The sequence below is a fragment of the Agrobacterium tumefaciens genome (assembly GCF_013337285.1).
Classification (GTDB): domain Bacteria; phylum Pseudomonadota; class Alphaproteobacteria; order Rhizobiales; family Rhizobiaceae; genus Agrobacterium; species Agrobacterium burrii.
Genome location: NZ_SUPW01000007.1, coordinates 60,778 through 82,188, shown reverse-complemented (window position 1 = coordinate 82,188; position 21,411 = coordinate 60,778). Strand labels below are relative to the sequence as shown.

General features: G+C 58.8%; 20 protein-coding genes and 1 tRNA gene. 11 read left to right on the top strand and 10 right to left on the bottom strand.

Annotated features, from left to right (window positions below; translation table 11 throughout):
• Positions 1-21 precede the first annotated feature (21 nt).
• From socB to FCH38_RS18160, 4 genes are all read right to left on the bottom strand, one after another.
• Positions 22-747 carry a type VI toxin-antitoxin system SocB family DNA replication inhibitor toxin gene (gene socB / locus FCH38_RS18175; protein ID WP_423753173.1) on the bottom strand — a complete coding sequence of 242 codons (726 nt, stop codon included), beginning with the start codon at positions 745-747 and terminating at the stop codon, positions 22-24.
• Entirely contained in the window at positions 725-1,273 is a 549-nt protein-coding gene (gene socA, locus FCH38_RS18170; RefSeq protein WP_174374633.1) for a type VI toxin-antitoxin system SocA family antitoxin, read from the bottom strand. Before socA ends, socB begins: the two co-directional genes overlap by 23 nt.
• 194 nt (positions 1,274-1,467) lie before the next feature.
• Positions 1,468-1,543 (bottom strand) — tRNA-Ala (locus FCH38_RS18165).
• Positions 1,544-1,695: 152 nt separating this feature from the next.
• The gene (locus FCH38_RS18160; RefSeq protein WP_149901198.1) at positions 1,696-2,085 is read right to left on the bottom strand and encodes a TIGR02300 family protein; all 390 of its coding nucleotides are present in this window, start codon (positions 2,083-2,085) and stop codon (positions 1,696-1,698) included.
• A gap of 201 nt (positions 2,086-2,286) precedes the next feature.
• Between FCH38_RS18160 and cmk the strand changes: the two genes are divergently transcribed.
• Positions 2,287-2,946 carry a (d)CMP kinase gene (gene cmk / locus FCH38_RS18155; protein ID WP_174374632.1) on the top strand — a complete coding sequence of 220 codons (660 nt, stop codon included), beginning with the start codon at positions 2,287-2,289 and terminating at the stop codon, positions 2,944-2,946.
• Between the two features lie 171 nt (positions 2,947-3,117).
• Complete coding sequence (rpsA, locus tag FCH38_RS18150; RefSeq protein WP_149901196.1) at positions 3,118-4,818, top strand: 30S ribosomal protein S1; 1,701 nt, start codon at positions 3,118-3,120, stop codon at positions 4,816-4,818.
• Positions 4,819-4,919: 101 nt separating this feature from the next.
• Here the strand turns inward: rpsA and FCH38_RS18145 are convergent, their stop codons facing one another.
• The 4 genes from FCH38_RS18145 to FCH38_RS18130 form a co-directional block, all read right to left on the bottom strand.
• On the bottom strand, positions 4,920-6,482 hold the full coding sequence (locus FCH38_RS18145) for a hypothetical protein (RefSeq protein WP_174374631.1): 1,563 nt from the start codon (positions 6,480-6,482) through the stop codon (positions 4,920-4,922).
• Positions 6,483-6,746: 264 nt separating this feature from the next.
• Complete coding sequence (locus FCH38_RS18140) at positions 6,747-7,055, bottom strand: hypothetical protein (RefSeq protein ID WP_149901194.1); 309 nt, start codon at positions 7,053-7,055, stop codon at positions 6,747-6,749.
• Between the two features lie 47 nt (positions 7,056-7,102).
• Complete coding sequence (locus FCH38_RS18135; protein WP_174374630.1) at positions 7,103-8,335, bottom strand: hypothetical protein; 1,233 nt, start codon at positions 8,333-8,335, stop codon at positions 7,103-7,105.
• Positions 8,336-8,418: 83 nt separating this feature from the next.
• Complete coding sequence (locus tag FCH38_RS18130) at positions 8,419-9,045, bottom strand: ribonuclease D (protein WP_046801718.1); 627 nt, start codon at positions 9,043-9,045, stop codon at positions 8,419-8,421.
• 163 nt (positions 9,046-9,208) lie between these two features.
• Between FCH38_RS18130 and FCH38_RS18125 the strand changes: the two genes are divergently transcribed.
• The 8 genes from FCH38_RS18125 to FCH38_RS18090 all read left to right on the top strand — a co-directional run bounded on the left by FCH38_RS18125 (position 9,209) and on the right by FCH38_RS18090 (position 17,696).
• A complete protein-coding gene (locus FCH38_RS18125; protein WP_174374629.1) occupies positions 9,209-9,823 on the top strand; it encodes a nucleoside 2-deoxyribosyltransferase in 615 nt (204 codons plus the stop codon).
• Positions 9,820-10,569, top strand: a complete 750-nt coding sequence (locus FCH38_RS18120) for an SDR family oxidoreductase (RefSeq protein WP_174374628.1) — start codon at positions 9,820-9,822, stop codon at positions 10,567-10,569. Before FCH38_RS18125 ends, FCH38_RS18120 begins: the two co-directional genes overlap by 4 nt.
• Before the next feature lie 551 nt (positions 10,570-11,120).
• Positions 11,121-12,308, top strand: coding sequence for a M24 family metallopeptidase (locus tag FCH38_RS18115; RefSeq protein WP_174374627.1), 1,188 nt, complete (start codon positions 11,121-11,123; stop codon positions 12,306-12,308).
• Positions 12,309-12,425: 117 nt separating this feature from the next.
• Positions 12,426-14,030, top strand: coding sequence for an ABC transporter substrate-binding protein (locus tag FCH38_RS18110; RefSeq protein ID WP_149901189.1), 1,605 nt, complete (start codon positions 12,426-12,428; stop codon positions 14,028-14,030).
• Between the two features lie 62 nt (positions 14,031-14,092).
• Positions 14,093-15,100 (top strand): ABC transporter permease subunit, encoded by a 1,008-nt coding sequence (locus FCH38_RS18105; RefSeq protein ID WP_149901188.1) that lies wholly within the window; start codon positions 14,093-14,095, stop codon positions 15,098-15,100.
• Positions 15,097-16,011 carry an ABC transporter permease subunit gene (locus FCH38_RS18100; protein WP_149901187.1) on the top strand — a complete coding sequence of 305 codons (915 nt, stop codon included), beginning with the start codon at positions 15,097-15,099 and terminating at the stop codon, positions 16,009-16,011. Before FCH38_RS18105 ends, FCH38_RS18100 begins: the two co-directional genes overlap by 4 nt.
• 3 nt (positions 16,012-16,014) lie before the next feature.
• Positions 16,015-16,854 carry an ABC transporter ATP-binding protein gene (locus FCH38_RS18095; RefSeq protein ID WP_149901186.1) on the top strand — a complete coding sequence of 280 codons (840 nt, stop codon included), beginning with the start codon at positions 16,015-16,017 and terminating at the stop codon, positions 16,852-16,854.
• On the top strand, positions 16,851-17,696 hold the full coding sequence (locus FCH38_RS18090; protein ID WP_149901185.1) for an ATP-binding cassette domain-containing protein: 846 nt from the start codon (positions 16,851-16,853) through the stop codon (positions 17,694-17,696). The genes FCH38_RS18095 and FCH38_RS18090 overlap by 4 nt, the downstream gene beginning before the upstream one ends.
• 52 nt (positions 17,697-17,748) lie before the next feature.
• On the opposite strand, the gene FCH38_RS18085 is transcribed toward FCH38_RS18090, so the two are convergent.
• Entirely contained in the window at positions 17,749-19,218 is a 1,470-nt protein-coding gene (locus FCH38_RS18085) for a mannitol dehydrogenase family protein (protein ID WP_174374626.1), read from the bottom strand.
• 107 nt (positions 19,219-19,325) lie between these two features.
• Positions 19,326-20,000, bottom strand: coding sequence for a GntR family transcriptional regulator (locus FCH38_RS18080; protein WP_174374625.1), 675 nt, complete (start codon positions 19,998-20,000; stop codon positions 19,326-19,328).
• 281 nt (positions 20,001-20,281) lie between these two features.
• Here FCH38_RS18080 and FCH38_RS18075 point away from each other — a divergent pair, with 281 nt between their 5' ends.
• Positions 20,282-21,400, top strand: coding sequence for a mandelate racemase/muconate lactonizing enzyme family protein (locus tag FCH38_RS18075; RefSeq protein ID WP_174374624.1), 1,119 nt, complete (start codon positions 20,282-20,284; stop codon positions 21,398-21,400).
• Positions 21,401-21,411 lie beyond the last annotated feature (11 nt).

The window sequence follows — 21,411 nt, the reverse complement described above, 5'->3', positions numbered from 1 at the left end:
AGCTCGTGTCCGGTAAGCTCACTAAATAAGAGGCCCCGTCCCCGTCCCCGTCCCCGTGCCCTTCCGCCGCGTGTCTGTTTCCCGCTCTTCGTAGACTTCCTGCCAGATGCGATATGTGGCGGCTACCATGGTTTCAAGTTGATCTAACGAGAAAAGCTCTATGCCCTCGTCACGATAAAAGCGGACGGACCTCTCATCGTCGTCTCCGTCTTGGAATCTGATAATGCCCAGCTGGATGTCTGCGAAGTCGGCGTCAGCAGCGCGGATACGCTCGTGCATCATCGAGAACACAAACTTGCGGCCAAGCTCCGTCAGCCCCTTACTTCTACGTGGATCGATGAAGATTGCGTGAGGTTTTTCATCAACGGCGAGTACCATGGGAAGCCAGAAGCTCACCTTTTTGCCAACGCCAATGTGCATCGGGAAAAAGTCGTGTCTCCTTGCGATGGCCCCGGCATTGGAAGCAAACTCATAAAGAGCTTTCGCTACCTGAAGATTGTTTCGCTGCTCATCGCCAAGGCGCGACGCTCGGATGACCTGTGCCTGAATCTGTTTCCATGGAGTCGCAGGAGATGCGCCAAACATTCCAGACTGCACGTTGAAGATATCAGGGTAGCATGTGGTTACAGGCTTGTAGGAAAACGGCGAGAACCCACCTTTCATTTGCATTAACTGCGACCGCTTCATGTCATCGGGAAGCGGCGCTATCCGAGCCAAATCGGTGTCATGCAAAAGGGGTGTCGTCACTCGGTTCTCCAGATGCGGGCCTGAGTCCAACCGATACCTTGTGGTGCCGGAATCGCTCTAAGATCACAGTATCGGAGATTCTAAGGCCGAATGCAACTTCTGTTCGCGCTTTGTCCACCACGTACGACCAAGGCGAGTCCTTTGCGTGGGACAGATCAACCAACCGCCCCGGCGACATCTTGCCGTACGAGTTGATCACCTGCGACATCAGGGAGATCAATCTTGGGTCAGATGGTTTCTCAATATTGCGGGGTGCTCCCGTCAATGGGTCCTGTCCTTCGGCCCTAAACGTGATGGCCTCGGAGCCAGCCCTCTTGAAAGCCTTATATGCTGAAGGATGAACAGGGCCGTATTGCCACGCTTCGAAGTAGCCGGAGACTAGAGGCTCCTTAGTTTGAACAAGGTGGATACCGTGTGCAAAGTAGAGCAGCTTTTGAAGGGCGAGATTAGTTATCTTCACGCTGAGCCTGTCGGCCTCGTCCAGCATCAAGTTTGCAACTGCTCTAGGATCGTATCCCGCGCTCATGGCATTCCGCTCGAATCTCCGTCATCAAGTGCGTGCTGGTTACCGGAACGATTCTCGCCCATCAAGGAGCAAAAAGATACAGTGAAGGGCAACAAAATTGGGTACGCAGTTTGGGTACTAATCTGGGACGCACCTAAAGTGCTCGCGGCCTTACGCCTTTGAAACCCTTGACAATTCTGCGCCATAAAGGTGATTGGTGGAGCTAAGCGGGATCGAACCGCTGACCTCTTGCATGCCATGCAAGCGCTCTCCCAGCTGAGCTATAGCCCCATAAGGGTTCCGGCATTTCGTCCGGTTCCGGGAACCGAAGCGGCTGTTGTTCCGTTCGGTGGCGGCTTACTACTTCGGCTAATCGAAGAGTGCAAGCACAAAAGACAGCCCGGCTTCATTTTTTTGTCGCCGGGCTGGTTTATCCAATAAGATCAAGCTTCTTCGTCGTCGCCCGTTACGCCGATGATGCCGGACATGTCGTCATCGTCGTCGTCTTCGTCGGCTTCGAGGAAGGTGTCGTCTTCGTCGCCGATTTCCACGTCGTCTTCGTCATCACCCATATCGGGGATTTCGTCGCCGCTGTTGTCGCCATCGGCATCTTCCAGCGATACGAGTTCGACTTCCGTGTTCTCGGCGTCGACTTCCGCCACTTCCTCTTCTTCAGCCTGCTCGAGCTTTGCCTGAGCCGTGCTTTCCTCGAAGAAGGAGAGCGGCCAGGACTTGCCGGTATAGGGAGAAACGACCGGGTTGCGGTTCAGGTCGTAGAACTTCTTGCCGGTATCGGGGTCTGTGCGCTTGGTACCAAGGTCCGCTTTTGCCACTGTCTAAGCCTCAAATTGTCGAATGAGTTTCGGTGTGTACGCCGTAAAACCGGCATAGACGGTAAAATTTCTAGCCGGTCCCCTTAATCGTTGCGGTCTTTCGTGTCAAAGACAAACTTCGGATCTTGACCCTTACAACGCACCTTATATGCCGGGCTGCTGATAAAGATTGGAAGACCCCGCACACTATATATTATACAAATGACGCACACACAGGCAGAAAGCTTCATGACATTCACGATCGCCATAGACGGGCCTGCTGCGGCGGGCAAAGGAACTTTGTCGCGCAGGATTGCGGAAATCTATGGTTTCCATCATCTCGATACCGGCTTGACTTACAGGGCCACCGCCAAGGCCCTTCTTGATGCGGGCCTGCCGCTCGATGACGAGGTGGTGGCTGAAAAAGTGGCGCTCGAACTTGACCTTGCCGGCCTCGACCGTTCGGTCCTTTCCCGGCACGATATCGGCGAGGCCGCTTCGAAGATTGCAGTCATGACGCCGGTGAGGCGCGCGCTTGTCAAGGCGCAGCAGCGTTTTGCGGCAAGGGAGCCGGGCACGGTTCTGGATGGTCGCGATATCGGAACGGTGGTGTGTCCGGATGCGCCGGTAAAGCTTTACGTCACCGCGTCGCCGGACGTGCGGGCAAGACGGCGTTATGACGAGATTGTCGCCAATGGCGGCGGTGTCGATTACGACGCCATTTTCGCAGAAGTGAGAAAACGCGACGAGCGCGACATGGGCCGCGCCGACAGCCCGTTGAAACCGGCTGAAGACGCGCACTTGCTAGATACGTCGGAAATGAGTATAGAGGCGGCGTTTCAGGCCGCGCGGACGATCATCGACGCCGCCCTGAAGAAATAGGTTTTTCGCGGAACCGGTTCATTTCGGCCCGCGTTTAGTCAGGAATTGCCCGAAGACATGTCCTTGCGCCGGAAAGCCTTTTAAAAAGGCGGGCATGGGTTCGGGTATCAACAACGCTAGCCCACCGGCGCTCTTGTATTCGCCCTCGCGCGGATGCAACCAGGAGATTTCATGTCAGTATCTACACCCACGCGCGAAGATTTCGCAGCGCTTCTCGAAGAATCCTTTGCCTCGAACGATCTTGCCGAAGGCTATGTTGCCAAGGGTATCGTGACGGCAATCGAGAAGGACGTTGCCATCGTCGACGTCGGCCTCAAGGTTGAAGGCCGCGTCCCGTTGAAGGAATTCGGCGCGAAGTCCAAGGACGGCACGCTGAAGGTCGGCGACGAAGTCGAAGTTTACGTCGAGCGCATCGAAAACGCTCTCGGCGAAGCCGTTCTGTCGCGCGAGAAGGCTCGCCGCGAAGAAAGCTGGGTCAAGCTCGAAGCCAAGTTCGAAGCCGGCGAGCGCGTCGAAGGCGTTATCTTCAACCAGGTCAAGGGTGGTTTCACCGTCGATCTGGATGGCGCCGTCGCCTTCCTTCCGCGTTCGCAGGTCGACATCCGTCCGATCCGCGACGTTACCCCGCTGATGCACAACCCGCAGCCCTTCGAAATCCTCAAGATGGACAAGCGTCGCGGCAACATCGTTGTTTCGCGTCGTACGGTTCTCGAAGAGTCGCGCGCCGAGCAGCGTTCTGAAATCGTTCAGAACCTCGAAGAAGGCCAGGTTGTTGACGGCGTCGTCAAGAACATCACCGATTACGGTGCGTTCGTTGACCTCGGCGGCATCGACGGCCTGCTGCACGTTACCGACATGGCATGGCGCCGCGTCAACCATCCTTCGGAAATCCTCAACATTGGCCAGCAGGTCAAGGTTCAGATCATCCGCATCAACCAGGAAACCCACCGCATCTCGCTCGGCATGAAGCAGCTCGAGTCCGATCCGTGGGATGGCATCTCCGCCAAGTACCCGGTTGGCAAGAAGATCTCTGGTACGGTCACGAACATCACCGACTACGGTGCATTCGTCGAATTGGAGCCGGGCATCGAAGGCCTGATCCACATTTCCGAAATGTCCTGGACCAAGAAGAACGTCCATCCCGGCAAGATCCTGTCCACAAGCCAGGAAGTCGACGTTGTCGTTCTCGAAGTCGATCCGTCCAAGCGCCGTATCTCGCTCGGCCTCAAGCAGACGCTGGAAAACCCGTGGCAGGCATTTGCCTACAGCCATCCGGCCGGCACTGAAGTCGAAGGCGAAGTCAAGAACAAGACTGAATTCGGTCTGTTCATCGGCCTCGAAGGCGATGTTGACGGCATGGTTCACCTGTCGGATCTCGACTGGAACCGTCCGGGCGAACAGGTCATCGAAGAGTTCAACAAGGGTGACGTGGTCAAGGCCGTCGTTCTCGATGTTGACGTCGAGAAGGAACGCATCTCGCTCGGCATCAAGCAGCTCGGCAAGGATGCTGTCGGCGAAGCCGCATCGTCCGGCGACCTGCGCAAGAACGCAGTCGTTTCGTGCGAAGTCATCGCCGTCAACGACGGTGGCGTGGAAGTGAAGCTCGTCAACCACGAAGACCTCACCTCCTTCATCCGCCGCAACGACCTCGCACGCGATCGCGACGATCAGCGTCCGGAGCGTTTCGCAGTTGGTCAGGTTTTCGACGCCCGCGTCGTCAACTTCTCCAAGAAGGATCGCAAGGTCATGCTTTCGATCAAGGCGCTGGAAATCGCTGAAGAGAAGGAAGCAGTTGCACAGTTCGGTTCGTCCGACTCGGGCGCTTCGCTCGGCGACATCCTCGGCGCGGCTCTGAAGAACCGCGGCGAATAATCGCTCTGATCTTTTGAAATGAAGAACCCGCCGGAATTTTCCGGCGGGTTTTTTATTGGCGCAGTTTTCGCGTCATCGGAGACGGGTCGGTCACTTGAAATTCAGAGCACGCCGCTCATTCTGAGGTAATAATTTTCCGCACTGTCGTCGTAAGCCGCTTCCGGTGGGCTCTCCTGTTCGCCGGTCTCGTCATTGGCGGCCACCCGCTCTTCCACCTCGTCCGCCTCGTCCGGGCTTCCGGCGCTTTCGCCCTCCGCCTCGCCTTCCGCTTCATCCTCCGAAAACGGGCCGCCACCACGCGGTGGTGTTTCCGATTCATAGTCCTCTTCCGCCGGCGGATAGGTGACCAGCGGCAGCGGCGTGCCGTCTTTTGCGAGAGCGGCGGCGATCAGCGATTGTGAGGCCGATTGTTCGAGCATCGCCATCCTCATTTCCGGATCGAGTGCTGCGCGGGGGAGGGGCTGAGCTTCCAGACGATTGGTAACAGTCTCCGTTTCCTCACTGGACGGGCGAAGCGGCGTCGGCATTGCGGTTTTTTCGGAGAGTTGCTCGTCCGGCTGCTGTGGCGCGACACCCGGCAGTGGAGCGGATGGCTGCGCGGCGGTCGCGGCTTTGGCGGGAAGTTTCCCGGCAATGGCGGCAAGCAGCAGGTTTTCCATATCCTTGACGCTGGCTGTGGGCTGGCTGGATGGCGCTGTCGAGCCTGTGCGGGCTTCCCTCTGTTCCGCTTTGATCATCTCCCGCTGCGGGAAGGCAGGGCGCGTTTCGCTGTTTTCAGCCCTTGGCGGATGTGTCGGTCGGGGCTCCGCCTGTCCTTCTTTTGCCGTGTTGCCCGTATGCGGCAGAGGCGGACGTGCCGCGCTTTCGGTTTTTCCGTCCGATTTTGCAGCGTCGGGCGCAGAAACGCGCGTTTCGGTTGGTGGGGTGGGAAGATTAGGCCGTAGATCCGACGGCATCGCCTGCGTCATCACCATAGCTTTTATCGCTGCGCCACCCAGGGCAAGGGGGCCGATGAACAGCGGTGAGAGCCGACCGGTCGTGGCGGCATTTGCCAGCTGTGCTGCCGGGGTCGCGTTCTGGCGGCCTTCTGTGCCCTGACTTTGAGTGTTTTGCTGTCTTGGTGGTGCTGCTGGCGATGCTGGCGATGCCGGTGCTGGGCTGGAAGGATTATTCTGCTGATAGGAAGAAACCACCGCTTTCGCCGCCAGATCCATTCCCTTGTAGCGGGAAAGCTCGATCAGCAGGGCGAGGCGGGCCGCCTCCGGGCCGGTGGGCTGTTTCAGAATTTCGGCCAGCATCGAAAGGCTCAAGCCCTGCAAGGCCTTGCTGATCTGCTGTTCCAGTGCCAGGCGCTGTGCGGGGGGCATGGCGCGCAGCGCATCCGTCAGGCGCACCACATAAGTCTCGATGGCTTCACCGTCGCGCCGTGGCAGGTTCATCAATTTACCGAGCGTTTCCGCCAGCACGGCGGTGCTGCGGGAAAGCTGAAATTCACTGGTCAGCGAGGCGACCGCTGCTTTTGCAAAAATACTGCTGCCATTGTCGGGAGCAGGACTGGTCACCTGCGGCATTGCGACGTCTTTCGGCTGCCCGCGCGTCGTCGGTGGAACTGTCGCTCCATAGGCGGCATCGGCTGCCGAAATTTTCGGTACAGGCGGTAACATGGGTGCGCTCCGTTCCTATCGATTACCGCCCTGGCTGCGAAAGGGCCAATCCCTGGCTCTCTTGATCCGCATCTGACCCGTCTGCTGAAAGATTTGCCGCGTCGGTGATGTACAGGTGTCATCTCGCCCGCTCATGCGGGAGCGCCCGTATATGCCGCTGGCGCGAATGCCAGCTCTCTTCGGCACACACAGAATCATCTAGTTGAAGCTTGCCGCGCAGATATTAATATTTGGCTAACCATAAATTATGCCGGACGGCACCGCTCAGGGCGAAACGCCGATGAACATGCGGTAAAGTCCGTTATCGTCGGAGTTGACCGAAGAAATGTGGTCGGGTTCGCTGAGGGGCACTTCCATGGCCTCCGGTGGCATGGCATCGAGCCAGCTCGCCTTGGGAAAACTTCTCTCCGGCCGAATTTCCACGGGATCGATGGCTTCATCGTCTTCGCCGGGCGTGAGGAAGGTTGTGTTATCTGGGGCGAGCGGCGGGGCGGCCATCGAGAGCAGCGCCTGCGCTGCATTCGGTTCGGCATCGAGACCGGCGCTGCCGGATAGGCCGGAAATATCTGACATGTCTGAACTCACATCATGTTTCGCTCAAATACGGTCGGAAGCGGCAATCATGCCGCCTTTTTCTTCAGCAGTTCATAAAGGCCATTATCGTCGATCGAAATCGGCAAAATGGCGCTGCGGGCGTCATCGACAACCGCCATCGCATCCAGCAATGCTTCCGCATCGGCCGGTGTGGTGGTCGCGTCTGTTTTGGCCTTGTCCGCCTCGGCAGGCACGTTGTCGTTTTCAGTCGGGGCAGCTTCTTCGTCCGGCGCGGCGGCAAGCACTGAAATCAGGGCGATTTCCGATGAAATATCGACCGGACCTTGCCCCTCCGTGCCATCGGTTTTTTCACCGGCTGAAGCGTCGATGTGTTCCTTTACGACGTCCTGAAGTTCCTGCACATCTTCGAGTTTGCCCTGCGCATCACGGGTCTGGATATCCTGTTCCCGCTCGGCCTTCACTTCGGCATCATTGACTTCGCCGATGCGATCTTCGCCGCGCTCGGCCTGCAATTCTTCCTTGGTTTTCGGATCGGCGACATCTTCCAGACGCTGGATGACCTTCAGGGTCTCGCGTGTCATGAAGCGGGTGCCCTGTGCCTGCTCGTTCAGGGCATCCTTGACGGCGCGCGCCGCGTCGCCGAAGGGGTTGGCGATGGCGGCGATCATCTGCTGCGCTGAAACGCCGAGTTCCTTCAGGCCGGTGGATTCCTCCAGATCATTGACACTTTTTGGCAAGGTCGCACGCACCGCCATGATGGCGTCCGACATCTGCACGCCGAAATCGTCTTCCTTGCCCGTCAGGCCGGCGCTCTCTGCAATGCGGGCGGCAAGGGCGGCCATGGGGTCGGTCTTGGCGGTGACGCCATTGTTCAGGATGTCTACGACCTGCGCTTCCGAAACGCCGAAGGATTTCAGGGAAATTGTCGTGGCTTTTCCCTGCGCGTCGGCCTTTTCGAAGCTGCCTGTCAAGGTCAGCGCGTCCTGAAGCCTTCGCGCAAACGAGAAGCTCGATTCATCGTTTTCCTGGGTGACGCCAAGGGCGGAGGAGAAGCGGGAGACGAGCGAGGCAAAGGCATCGGCGTCCGGTTTCATGATGCCGAACAGATAGGCGCTTATCTTTTCATTGGCGACACGCTGGCTTTGGTCCGGCTGCGGCTGGGTCTTGACCGCCTCATCCTTTTTGGTGCCGTTCGCCTTTTCCTGCTCTTCGCGCTGGCGTTCCTCGATGGTCTCGACCATCGACCGCATGAGGTCGCTGACGGCTATGCTGGCTGTCTGCTGCAGCGGAGTAATCATCTGAAAAATCCCGGCCACCCAAAGTTGCGGCCGAGAATAGGCAATTCTGGTAAATCAGAGCTTAAACCAAGCGTAAAAAACGCTCAGCTATGGGCGAAAATATCCGTTTCTTCCCAGCCGAGAAGGTCTAGCTTGGCGCGGGTCGGCAGAAACGCGAAACAGGCGTCGGCATGATCAAGGCGGCCATCGCGCACAAGGCGGTGGGTCAGCTTGTCGCGCAGCGCATGCAGGTGGAGCACATCGGAAGCGGCATATTCGAGCTGCGCGGGCGATAGCGTCTCTGCGGCCCAGTCGGACGATTGCTGCGCCTTGGAAATATCGACTTCCAGCATTTCCTTCAGATTGTCCTTCAGGCCGTGTCGGTCTGTATAGGTGCGGGTGAGGCGCGAGGCGATCTTGGTGCAGAAAACCGGCGTGGTTGTCACGCCAAAGGTGTGGAACAGAACGGCGATATCGAAACGCCCATAGTGAAAAATCTTCTGGTGGGCGGGATCTTCGAGCATGCGCACGAGGTTGGGGGCCTGTTTCTGTCCGGCGGCGATGCGGATGACATCCGCGGTGCCGTCGCCCGGCGAAAGCTGGACGACGCAAAGACGGTCGCGGCGCGGCACCAGCCCGAGTGTTTCCGTATCGATTGCGATGGCCCCGGTATAACGCGCGGTATCTTCGGCGGAAATATCGCCTTCGTGATAGCGAATGGTTGCGGCCATGTCTTGCTCCAGAAATTGCAGTCGGTTGCTCCGGCTATAACGGAAAGAATGGCCTGATGATACCGTTTTATGGGCCGGTTCGGCGCGGCTTCGCGCTTGCCTTTGCGAAAGTCTCCGGGTTAGGTTCGGGAAATCCTTTTCTTACAAAACGCATGAATTCCCGATGACAAAGAAAATCTATCTCGCCGGACCGGAAGTCTTCCTCCCGAACGCGCGTGAAATGCTCGATCTCAAGGCCTCACTTGCGCGGGATGCGGGTTTTACGCCGCTTTCACCGGGTGATCTGCAGATTCCGCCGGCCGATACCCGGATCGGCCATGGCTGCAACATCAATGCCGTCGACGAGCGGATGATGCTGGAAGCGGATGCGGTGATCGCCAATCTCACACCGTTTCGCGGTGTCGCCGCCGATACGGGAACAAGCTTTGAGCTGGGTTTCATGTGCGCGCTGGGCAAGCCGGTTTTCGCCTATACCAATGTTGCTGCCAATCATTTCACCCGCATCAAGGCGCATTATGGCGGCGTTGCCACCATCGATGAAACGGGCCGTTATCGCGGGCCGGACGGGCTGTCGATCGAGAATTTCGACATGGTCGACAATCTCATGCTGCATGGTGGAATCCTGCGGCGTGGCGGCGTCATCATTGTCGGCAATGCGCCTGAAGAGGCGCTCTATACCGACCTCGACGCCTATAAACGCTGCCTTGCGGCGGCGGCGGAGAAATTACTGGGACAGACTGACCCTGACAGAGCGAAATTAGCGGAGACATCATCATGAGCGGTACCATTCTCATCACCGGCGCTACATCCGGCTTCGGCCAGGCCACGGCACGGCGTTTCATTGGGGAAGGCTGGAAGGTCATCGGCACCGGCCGGCGGGCGGAAAGGCTGGAGGCGCTGGCGGCCGAACTCGGTTCAGCCTTTCATGGCGTCGCCTTCGATATTACCGATGAGGATGCGACGGCAAAGGCGCTGGCCGCTTTGCCGGAGAGTTTCCGGGACATCGATATTCTCGTCAACAATGCCGGCCTCGCGCTTGGCACTGCGCCCGCGCCGCAGGTACCGCTGAAAGACTGGCAGACCATGGTGAATACCAATATCACCGGCCTGTTGAACGTCACTTACCTTCTCTTGCCGACGCTGATCGAGCGTAAGGGCATCGTCGTCAACCTCTCTTCGGTCGCTGCGCACTGGCCCTATGCCGGCGGTAATGTCTATGCCGGAACGAAAGCTTTCCTGCGGCAATTCTCACTCGGCCTTCGCTCGGACCTGCATGGCAAGGGCGTGCGGGTGACCTCCATCGAACCCGGCATGTGCGAGACCGAATTCACGCTGGTTCGCACCGGCGGCAACCAGGGTGCTTCGGACAATCTCTATAAGGGCGTCAATCCGATCACGGCCGACGATATCGCCAATACGATCTATTGGGTCGCCTCGCAGCCGAAACACATCAACATCAACAGCCTCGAACTCATGCCGGTCAACCAGTCCTTTGCCGGTTTTCAGGTCCATCGCGAAAGTTGATTTCAGCGGCTTCCAGGGAGTGCTGAAAAACCGGGCAGGTATTTTTGAGCTATGCAAAAATGCAATGCTGCATTGCGAGACTTGCTCTGTTAAAAATCGCAAATGTCGCTATATTCAAATCATCGAAGCGGCGCACTCCTCCTCCCAGTGCCGCTCGATGTGGATCGGTGGCACTCCTCCTCCCAGTCGCCGATCAAGTTTGAAGCCTGCCGCACCTCCTCCCGCGGCAGGCTTTTTCCTTTTTAGAGCTATTTTCCCGGAGCAATCTCTCGCTGAGTTCCACCTGATGCCCTAGCTGCTGGCGGCTTACCTGCGTTTCCCCCTTGGATTTCCGGGGGATTTTAGATTTCTGCGTCAAGGCGATGAGTGCGGGAATCGGGCGCGTGTCGATCACGATTTCGTTATGTCTAGATGAATATGCACAGTTTTGTGGCGGGGCGTGGTGCTGGCCCATTGCTTAGCCCCCGGCCTGTGGTTATTCATGGGCAAAAGAACGCTTGGGAGGTGGCCGACACGCTTGTGTCTGTGCGCCCGAAAGCGGCGGGGAGAGAATGGCAGACTTTCAAGAGGCGCTGAAGCGGTTTCAGCCGATCGCGGTTTCATCGATCGCTGAAGACGAGCTCAGGTTGCGGCTACGCGGCCTTCAAGCGCGGATGATCCAGGACAATGTCAAGGCGGTCTGGCTCGATGCATCATCGTCGCTGACCTATTATACCGGCCTGTCGCTTGGCCTTTCCGAGCGAATTCATGGCGCTTTGGTGCCGGCCGAGGGGGCACCGGTCTATATCAGCCCGACATTCGAAGAGCCGAAACTCCAGACCCTAATCCGTATTCCGGGGACGGTTGCCGTCTGGGAAGAGGATGAAAATCCCTTCGATCTGATGGCAGGACGCGTTGCGGCGCTTTCCTGTCCCGGCCATCTTGTCGCCATCGATCCCGCTACCCCGTTTGTTTTCGCATCCGCCCTGATGCAGCGTCTGGAAGGACGGATCATTTCCGCCCAGCCGATGATCGTTGCCCAGCGACAGGTCAAGTCTGCGGCTGAAATTGCCCTTATCCAGACGGCGATGGACGCAAGTTACGGTGTGCAGAAGGCCGTATTCGAAGGGCTTCGTCCCGGCATTTCCACCACCGAAGTGGCTGATTTCGTTAACGCCGCGCATGTCGCCCTTGGCATGAAACCGCTTTTCGTGGCGGTTCAGTTCGGCGAGGCGACGGCCTATCCGCATGGCGTTCCCTATGCGCAGACGCTGAACGAAGGCGATATGGTGCTGGTTGATCTCGGCGCCATTCTTCATGGTTATCGGTCCGACATCACCCGCACCTATGTCTTCGGCAAGCCGACAGATAGGCAGCGTTTCCTCTGGAACGCTGAACGCGATGCGCAGGCTGCGGCTTTCGCCGCGGCCCACGTCGGTGCCGCGTGTTCGGATGTCGACAAGGCCGCGCGCGACAGCCTGAAGGCGGCCGGTTTCGGCCCTGGTTATCAGCTTCCCGGCCTGCCGCACCGCACCGGCCACGGCCTTGGGCTGGATATTCACGAAGAACCCTATATCGTTGCAGGAAATGCGACGGCGCTTGAACCGGGCATGTGCTTTTCCATCGAGCCGATGCTGTGTGTTTATGGGGAATGCGGCGTCCGTCTTGAGGACATTGTTTATATGACGGAGGCGGGACCGCGCTGGTTCTGCCCGCCGGAAAAGAACCTCGATCGGCTGTTTCAGCCGGTCGCCGGGTAATTGGTCGGGAGGCAAAGACCGAACGGCTGCACGGGTTCCCGTGTCGCTGCTGACCAGAAGAGGTAGGCCCCCAAACGGGGCCGCAGGAACTCAGAAAAAGAGGGAAAGGACCACCAGATGAAAACGCTGACCCGCAGTTTGCTTATCGCCTCTGCGATTGCGATGACTTCCGCCGTGCCTGCCATGGCGAAGACCTTCGTTTATTGCTCCGAGGCATCGCCGGAAGGCTTTGATCCGTCGCCTTACACCGCTGGCGGCACCTTCGATGCCTCCGCGCATCCGGTCTACAACCGTCTGGCCGAGTTCAAGAAGGGCACGACCGAAGTTGAGCCGGGCCTTGCGGAAAAATGGGATGTTTCGAGCGATGGCCTCGAATACACGTTCCACCTGCGCAAGGGCGTGAAGTGGCACTCCAATGAGAAGTTCACGCCGAGCCGCGATTTCAACGCCGATGACGTGATCTTCAGCTACAACCGCCAGGGTGACGCGAAGAACCCGTGGAACCAGTATATCGCAGGCATCACCTACGAATATTACAATTCCATGGAAATGCCGTCGCTGATCAAGGAAATCGTCAAGGTCGACGATTACACCGTCAAGTTCGTGCTGACGCGCCCGGAAGCGCCATTCCTCGCCAACATCGCCATGCCTTTCGCTTCGATCGTGTCGAAGGAATATGCCGATACGCTTGATAAGGCCGGCACCAAGGAAGACTTCAACAACCTGCCGATCGGCACCGGTCCGTTCAAGTTCGTCGCCTATCAGAAGGACGCGGTCATCCGCTACCAGAAGAATGCCGACTACTGGGGTGACGCGCCGAAGATCGACGACCTGATCTTCGCGATCACGCCTGATGCCGCCGTGCGTCTGCAGAAGCTGAAGGCCGGCGAATGCCACCTGATGCCTTACCCGGCTCCGGCCGATCTCGAAACCATCCGCGCTGACAAGAACCTCAAGCTCGATGAGCAGCCGGGTCTGAACGTCGCTTACTTCGCTTACAACACCACCGTTGCGCCTTTCGACAAGCCGGAAGTCCGCAAGGCGCTGAACATGGCGATGAACAAGCAGGCGATCATCGACGCCGTGTTCCAGGGCGCCGGCCAGGTTGCCAAGAACCCGATCCCGCCGACAATGTGGTCCTACAACGACAGCATCAAGGACGATCCGTACGATCCGGAAGCCGCCAAGAAGGCTCTCGAAGCCGCTGGCGTCAAGGATCTGACGATGAAGATCTGGGCGATGCCGGTGCAGCGTCCCTATATGCCGAACGCGCGCCGCACGGCCGAGCTGATCCAGTCGGATTTTGCGAAGGTTGGCGTCAAGGCCGAGATCGTCTCCTTTGAATGGGGTGAATATCTCAAGAAGTCGACCGAAGTGAACCGCGACGGTTCTGTCATCCTCGGCTGGACCGGCGATAACGGTGACCCTGATAACTTCATGGGCGTTCTGCTCTCCTGCGCCGCGACCGGCGAAGGCGGTGCAAACCGTGCTCAGTGGTGCAACAAGGAGTTCTCCGAGCTGCTTTCCAAGGCAAAGCAGACCACTGACGTTGCCGAGCGCACCAAGCTTTATGAGCAGGCGCAGGTAATCTTCAAGGAACAGGCTCCGTGGGCGACGCTTGCGCACTCCACACAGTTCGTTCCGATGTCCGCCAAGGTTTCCGGCTTCACCATGAGCCCGCTTGGCGATTTCACCTTCGAATCCGTCGATATCGCTGAATAATCCCAAACAACAGGACGCGCGGAAGAACCCTGTTCTTCCGCGCGTCTTTTCAGGAAAAAACCATGATCCGGTTCATTTTCGGCAAACTTCTCTATCTCGTTCCGACCTTCCTCGGGATCACCATGGTCGCCTTCGCCTTCGTGCGTGTTCTGCCGGGCGACCCTGTACTGTTGATGGCGGGTGAGCGCGGCATTTCGCCTGAAAGGCATGCGCAGCTTGCCGAACAGCTCGGCTTTGCCCAGCCCATCTGGCAGCAATATCTGCATTTTCTCGGACGGCTGCTTCAGGGCGATCTCGGCAATTCGCTGGTCACCAAGAAGCCTGTCTTGACCGAGTTCCTGTCGCTCTTCCCCGCGACGGTCGAGCTTGGCCTCGTTGCCATTATCATCGCAACGCTCATCGGCGTGCCGGTCGGCGTCATCGCCGCCATTCGCCGTGGCTCGTGGTTCGACCAGATTTCAATGACGACCGCGCTGATCGGCTTCTCCATGCCGATCTTCTGGTGGGGTCTGCTGCTGATCATCATGTTCTCCGGCATCCTGCAATGGACGCCTGTGTCGGGCCGCATCTCGCTGATGTATTTCTTCCCCTCCGTCACCGGTTTCATGCTGATCGACAGCCTGATTTCGGGGCAAAAGGGCGCTTTCGCCTCGGCCCTGTCGCATCTCATCCTGCCCTCGGTGGTGCTTGCCACTATTCCGCTGGCGGTGATTGCGCGACAGACACGCTCGGCCATGCTGGAAGTTCTGGGTGAGGATTATGTCCGCACCGCCCGTGCAAAAGGCATGTCGGCCTCCCGCGTCGTCGGCGTTCATGCGCTGCGCAATGCCATGATCCCGGTCATCACCACCATCGGCCTGCAGATTGGCGTGCTGATGGCGGGTGCCATCCTGACCGAAACCATCTTTTCCTGGCCGGGCATCGGCAAGTGGATGATCGATTCCATCTCGCGCCGCGACTATCCGGTCGTGCAGAGCGGCCTGCTGCTGATTGCGGGCCTGGTGATGGTCGTCAACCTGCTTGTCGATCTGACCTATGGCCTCATCAATCCGAGGATCCGTCACAAATGAGCGATGTGACCACCACCCCCGGCGTCCGCCTTTCGGACGCCGCCATCCGCCGCCGGATGATCGCCGATTTCTGGTTCTACTTCCGCCAGAACCGTGGCGCCGTCATCGGCCTTGCCGTCTTCCTTCTTCTGGTGCTGGTAGCGGTTTTCGCAGCCGTGATTGCGCCGCATGATCCGACGCAGCAATATCGTGATGCGCTGCTCGTCCCGCCGGTCTGGCAGGATGGCGGCCGTGCGGCATTCCTGCTCGGCACCGATGCGGTCGGCCGTGACATGCTGTCCCGGCTGATCTACGGCGCGCAATATTCGCTGTTCATCGGCGTCGTCGTCGTTTCCATCGCCCTTGTCGGCGGCATCGTCATCGGTCTTGTCGCCGGCTTCTTCGGCGGCTGGGTGGATAGCGTCATCATGCGCGTGATGGACGTTATCCTTGCGTTTCCTTCGCTGTTGCTGGCGCTGGTGCTGGTCGCCATTCTCGGGCCGGGCCTTACCAACGCCATGATCGCCATCGCCATCGTCTATCAGCCGCATTTCGCGCGTCTGACGCGCGCGGCTGTCATGAGTGAATTGCGCCGCGAATATGTCACGGCCGCCCGCGTGGCGGGTGCTGGCAATTTCCGGCTGATGTTCAAGACCATTCTGCCGAATTGCCTTGCACCGCTGATCGTGCAGGCGACGCTGTCCTTCTCGTCCGCAGTTCTCGATGCGGCGGCCCTCGGCTTCCTCGGCATGGGCGCCCAGCCGCCCGCCTCCGAATGGGGCACGATGCTGGCCGAAGCGCGTGAATTCATTCTGCGCGCCTGGTGGGTTGTCACCCTTCCCGGTCTGACGATCCTCATTTCGGTACTCGCCATCAATCTGATGGGTGACGGTCTGCGCGATGCGCTCGATCCCAAACTGAAGCGGAGCTGAGCGATGAGCCTGCTGAAAATCAAGAACCTCACCGTCAAATTCGCCACCGCCACCGGCGCTTTTACCGCTGTCGATGGTATCGACGTCTCCGTCGACAAGCATGAAGTATTGGCCATTGTCGGCGAATCCGGGTCCGGCAAGTCGGTATCGATGCTCGCCGTCATGGGGCTTCTGCCCGATACGGCAACGATTACCGCCGATGAGATGACCTTCGATGGCAAGAATCTGCTGGCGCTGACGCCGCAGGAGCGCCGCAGGGTGATCGGCCGCGAGATCACCATGATCTTCCAGGAGCCGGTCGCCTCGCTCAACCCGTCCTTTACGGTCGGGTTCCAGATCGAGGAAGTGCTGCGCCTCAATCTCGGCATGGGCCGCTCCGCCGCCCGCGCCCGGGCACTGGAACTGTTCCGCGCGGTCGGCATTCCCGAGCCGGAAACCAAGCTTAACGCCTATCCGCACCAGATGTCCGGCGGCCAGTGCCAGCGCGTGATGATTGCCATCGCGATCGCCTCCAAGCCGCGCCTGCTGATTGCTGACGAGCCGACCACCGCGCTCGACGTTACGATCCAGAAGCAGATCCTTGATCTCTTGATGAACCTGCAGGCGGAATACGGCATGGCGCTCATCCTCATCACCCATGATATGGGCGTGGTGGCGGAAACTGCGGACCGCGTCGTGGTGCAATATAAGGGTCGCAAGATGGAGGAGGCGGATGTCTTAAGCCTCTTCGAGGCCCCAAAGCATCCCTATACCAAGGCATTGCTTGCGGCTCTGCCCGAAAATGCTACCGGCGACCGCCTGCCCACGGTTTCCGATTTCTTCGGCAAGGAGGGCGTTCAATGAGCATTGTTGTCGAAGGCAAGGGCATTACCCGCGATTATCATGTTCCGGGCGGCCTGTTCGGTGGTGCCAAGACGGTTCAGGCGCTGAAAGGCATCGATTTTGCCGTCGAGCGTGGCAAGACGCTCGCCATCGTCGGCGAATCCGGTTCGGGCAAGTCGACACTTGCCCGCATCATTGCGCTGATCGATCCCGCATCCGGCGGCGAGTTGAAGATCGATGGCCAGCCGGTCGATATCGCCAGGCGTCGTCCGGACACGCAGATGCGTTCCAAGGTGCAGATGGTGTTCCAGAACCCCTATGGCAGCCTCAATCCGCGCCAGAAGGTGGGTGACGTGCTGATGGAACCGCTTATCATCAACACGAAAATTCCGGCTTCCGAGCGTCGCGAGCGGGCGGAAGCCATGCTGGTGAAGGTCGGCCTCGGTCCTGAACATTTCAACCGCTATCCGCACATGTTCTCCGGCGGCCAGCGCCAGCGCATCGCCATTGCGCGCGCGCTGATGCTCAATCCGGCGCTGCTGGTGCTGGACGAGCCGGTTTCCGCGCTCGATCTTTCGGTGCAGGCGCAGGTCTTGAACCTGCTCCGGGATTTGCAGGAGGAATTCGAGCTGACCTACGTCTTCGTCAGCCACGATCTTTCCGTGGTTCGTTATATCGCCGACGACGTGATGGTCATCTCCAAGGGCGTGGCGGTGGAGCAAGGCACGCGCGAGGAACTCTTCGCCGATCCGAAGCACCCCTATACGCGCCAGCTCTTCGCCGCGACACCGATCACGGATGTCGATGCCATCCGCGCCCGCGTGGAACGCCGCAAGGCTGCACGGCAGGCCGCAACGGCCTGAGCGTAGAAACATCAAGTTAGAAAACAGGCCGGTTTTCCGGCCTGTTTGTGTTTCAGGACTTTAAAAACATGCCGATGGCGGCGAGTGCACCTTGTTCGCGGATGTCGCGATAGGCGGCTTTCAGGGTGGGCACGAAGTTTTCGTTGCCCGGCAGGTCGTCGCCGAATGTGCGCCTGAAGGTGAGAAAGCGGTCAACGACAGCATCCGGCGCCATTGCCAGCTGGTCCGGCGCATCCCACTCCTTGAAAGCGGGGTCGAGGATGGTGATCGGCTGATCCTTTTCATCCTTGTCTGCACAGGATCTGATCCACAAAGCGACGGCAAAAATAACGGCGCGACAGGCGGCCTTTTCTTCCAGCAATTCGCGTAACGGGCCAAGAATGCGCAGCGGCACTTTCTGTGAGGCATCGGAGGCGATCTGCATCGTCTTGTGCTGCAGGGAGGGGTTGGCGAAACGCTCTCTGAGGCCGGCTGCGAATTCCGCGCCGTCGACGGCAGGGTCCAACGTCCGGCCGACTTCGCGCCAATAAGCGTCGATGAAATCGCGCACGGTTTTTTCGCCCCATGCATCGGCAACCGTTTTAAGGCCGGTGATCTGGCCTATGGCGGCGATGGCGCTGTGGGAACCGTTCAGCATTCTGAGCTTCATATGTTCGTAAGGCTCGACATCGCTGACGAACTCCACGCCCGATCTTTCGAGCGCCGGCCTTCCATGCGGAAAATTGTCCTCGATGACGAAGCGGAAATAGGGCTCCGCCACCACCGGCCAGGCGTCACGCACCCCAAGTGCTGTCGATATCGTATCCCGGTCCGCGTCGGTGGTGGCGGGAACGATGCGGTCTACCATCGAGCAGGGGCAGGCAATATTGGCTTCGATGAAGGATGCCAGTCCCGCGTCGGCGAGTTCCGCAAATTCCAGCAGCAGCTTTTGCAACACATGCCCGTTGGCGGGTAGGTTATCGCAGGAAAGCAGCGTTAGCGGCAGCGAGCCTTCTTTGCGTCTGCGTCGTGTAGCGGCGAGAATAAACCCGAAGATGGAGCGTGGCCGGTTCGGGTTTTCAAGGTCGTGGAGAATATCGGGATGGTCACGCAGCAGGCTGCGGGAAGCGAGATTGGTGAGATAACCCTTCTCCGTCACGGTCAGAGTGACGATGGGCACGCGCGGATCGGATAGCCGCTCCACCAGCCTCTCGGGATCTTCCGGCGCAACAATGGTTTCCATGATGGAGCCGATGATGCGCAGGTGCTCGCTCTGGCCGTCGCGTAAGCAGAATGTGTAGAGATTGTCCTGCGGTTCGATGGCGTCGCGTGTGTCCGGGCTGCGCAGCGATGCGGCGACGATACCCCATTGTGTCTCACCACGATTGAGGCAGTCATCAATGAAAACCGCCTGGTGCGCCCGGTGAAACGCACCCACTCCAAGATGCACGATGCCGGGTGTGACCGTCTGGCGATCATAGGCGGGTGTTGCCACGGATTGCGGCAGGCAGGGAAGGGTGGCAGCGGAAAGCCTATCCGTCATCAATGCGAAATCCTCATGCGGAGCAAGATGGTAATGGCGGCATCCGGGTATTCGCGCATCATGTCAGTTCCTCCATTTGTCCCTGAATAGGTCGTATTTTGAATGGATCAGGCCCGAGCCTCTTTGAGCAGCCGGACCTGGCGCAGCGTATTCTGGCGGCTGCGCTCGAGATGCCGCCACAGGGCATCGACGATCTGGGCCTTGCTGCCGGCGGCGATGGCGTCGGCGATATTCTGGTGCTCTTCCACCGAACGGGCGTAATCCCCGAGGATCGAGACGAAAACCGTGTGGGTCTGGTCGAGAATGCGCTCATGCGAGCCGGAGATGACGGGAATGCGGGCGGCTGAAACGAGGGTGGTATGAAAGCTGCGGTCGTAAAAAAGCGCCTTCGACAATTCATCAAGCGTCGGGCCTTTGGCGAATTCACGATGTTTGGCAAGGCTTTCCAGCAGCTGCGCATGCAGCGTCCCGTCCAGTTGCCCGGCACCGAAAGCCACTTCGACGGCGCCTTTTTCAAGCAGCATTCTGGCGGCGTAGAGCTCTTCCACATCTTCCACGGTGAAATCGCGCACCACCATGCCGCGCCTTGAAGAGTTGACCACCAGCCCGTCGGCCTCGAGTTTCACGCAGGCTTCTTTGACCGGCGTGGGGCTGATGCCGAGATCGGCGGCAAGCTCGTTGGGCAGCAGGCGTTCGCCGCCGCGCAATTTGCCACTGACGATGCGCGCGCGCAGTTCCCGGTGCGCCTGTTCGGCGAGCGTGACTTTGACGAGTGTGTTCATGGCCGCATCATTGCCCAGCTTTGAGGGACAGGCAACAATCAAATATTAAAAATAAAAAATTTTTTATTTTACAAAATCCGTTTTTCCGTTAGCTCTATCTGCCATCGGAAGCTGGCTGCCGGAGGAGGGTGGTTCGGCAATCCCCTGACGGTTCAATTCCCGCAGCCACTAGCTGCGGGACAATGACGTGACTTCACCAGCCAATCGGTGAAGCGTCGCTCAGAAAAGGGACTTCCGCCTTTCCTCCCCAGAAGCGTTCAAGCATCGAGGAATGACCGATCATGAAAATTACCGCTGTCGAACCTTTCATCCTGCATCTGCCGCTGACATCGGAGTCGATTTCCGATTCCACCCACAGCATCACCCATTGGGGAGTCGTCGGCGCAAAAATCACGACGAGTGACGGCATTGAGGGTTATGGTTTCACCGGCACCCACGCGCATCTGCCGTCCGACAGGCTGATTACGTCCTGCATCAGCGATTGTTATGCTCCTCTGTTGCTGGGTGAGGATGCGTCGGAACATTCGAGACTCTGGACGAAACTTGCCCGTTACCCCTCGCTGCAATGGGTCGGACGGGCGGGCATCACCCATCTGGCGCTTGCCGCCATCGACGTGGCGCTGTGGGATATCAAGGCGAAAAAGGCGGGCGTGCCGCTCTGGCAATATCTCGGCGGTGCGCGCACGGCAGGCGTGGAAGCCTACAACACCGATATTGGCTGGCTTTCCTTTACGCTGGAGAACCTGCTGGCCGGCAGTGCAAAGGCCGTGGAAGAGGATGGGTTCACCCGCCTGAAGCTCAAGGTCGGTCATGATGATCCGAATATCGACATTGCGCGGCTCGCCGCTGTCCGGAAACGTGTCGGCTCCTCCATCCGCATCGCCATTGACGGCAATGGCAAGTGGGATCTGCCGACATGCCAGCGTTTTTGCGCGTCGGCCAGAGATCTGGATATCTACTGGTTCGAGGAACCGCTGTGGTATGACGACGTCACCAGCCACGCCCGGCTGGCGCGCAGCACATCCATTCCGATCGCGCTCGGCGAGCAGCTTTATACGGTGGATGCGTTCCGCTCATTCATCGATGCCGGCGCAGTCACCTATGTCCAGCCGGATGTGACCCGGCTTGGCGGCATCACCGAATATATTCAGGTGGCTGATCTCGCACTCGCCCATCGCCTGCCGGTGGTGCCGCATGCCGGGGAAATGAGCCAGGTGCATGTGCATCTGAGCTACTGGCACCCGGCTTCGACCATTCTCGAATATATTCCGTGGATCAAGGATCATTTCGAAGAACCGATCCAGGTGCGGGATGGCGTTTATAAACGTCCGGAGCACCCCGGTGCCAGCACGACGCCGCTGGCTGAAAGCTTCGCCCGTTATGGCAAAGCGGTAAAATGAATAAAGGCGGC

Coding starts and splice junctions, on each gene's coding strand:
- FCH38_RS18090 (WP_149901185.1), top strand. CDS start 16,851: ATGAGCATTGTTGTCGAAGGCAAGGGCATTACCCGCGATTATCATGTT.
- FCH38_RS18115 (WP_174374627.1), top strand. CDS start 11,121: ATGGCAGACTTTCAAGAGGCGCTGAAGCGGTTTCAGCCGATCGCGGTT.
- rpsA (WP_149901196.1), top strand. CDS start 3,118: ATGTCAGTATCTACACCCACGCGCGAAGATTTCGCAGCGCTTCTCGAA.
- FCH38_RS18085 (WP_174374626.1), bottom strand. CDS start 19,218: ATGACGGATAGGCTTTCCGCTGCCACCCTTCCCTGCCTGCCGCAATCC.
- FCH38_RS18135 (WP_174374630.1), bottom strand. CDS start 8,335: ATGATTACTCCGCTGCAGCAGACAGCCAGCATAGCCGTCAGCGACCTC.
- socA (WP_174374633.1), bottom strand. CDS start 1,273: ATGAGCGCGGGATACGATCCTAGAGCAGTTGCAAACTTGATGCTGGAC.
- FCH38_RS18100 (WP_149901187.1), top strand. CDS start 15,097: ATGAGCGATGTGACCACCACCCCCGGCGTCCGCCTTTCGGACGCCGCC.
- FCH38_RS18110 (WP_149901189.1), top strand. CDS start 12,426: ATGAAAACGCTGACCCGCAGTTTGCTTATCGCCTCTGCGATTGCGATG.
- FCH38_RS18140 (WP_149901194.1), bottom strand. CDS start 7,055: ATGTCAGATATTTCCGGCCTATCCGGCAGCGCCGGTCTCGATGCCGAA.
- FCH38_RS18075 (WP_174374624.1), top strand. CDS start 20,282: ATGAAAATTACCGCTGTCGAACCTTTCATCCTGCATCTGCCGCTGACA.
- cmk (WP_174374632.1), top strand. CDS start 2,287: ATGACGCACACACAGGCAGAAAGCTTCATGACATTCACGATCGCCATA.
- FCH38_RS18105 (WP_149901188.1), top strand. CDS start 14,093: ATGATCCGGTTCATTTTCGGCAAACTTCTCTATCTCGTTCCGACCTTC.
- FCH38_RS18120 (WP_174374628.1), top strand. CDS start 9,820: ATGAGCGGTACCATTCTCATCACCGGCGCTACATCCGGCTTCGGCCAG.
- FCH38_RS18130 (WP_046801718.1), bottom strand. CDS start 9,045: ATGGCCGCAACCATTCGCTATCACGAAGGCGATATTTCCGCCGAAGAT.
- FCH38_RS18095 (WP_149901186.1), top strand. CDS start 16,015: ATGAGCCTGCTGAAAATCAAGAACCTCACCGTCAAATTCGCCACCGCC.
- FCH38_RS18145 (WP_174374631.1), bottom strand. CDS start 6,482: ATGTTACCGCCTGTACCGAAAATTTCGGCAGCCGATGCCGCCTATGGA.
- FCH38_RS18125 (WP_174374629.1), top strand. CDS start 9,209: ATGACAAAGAAAATCTATCTCGCCGGACCGGAAGTCTTCCTCCCGAAC.
- FCH38_RS18080 (WP_174374625.1), bottom strand. CDS start 20,000: ATGAACACACTCGTCAAAGTCACGCTCGCCGAACAGGCGCACCGGGAA.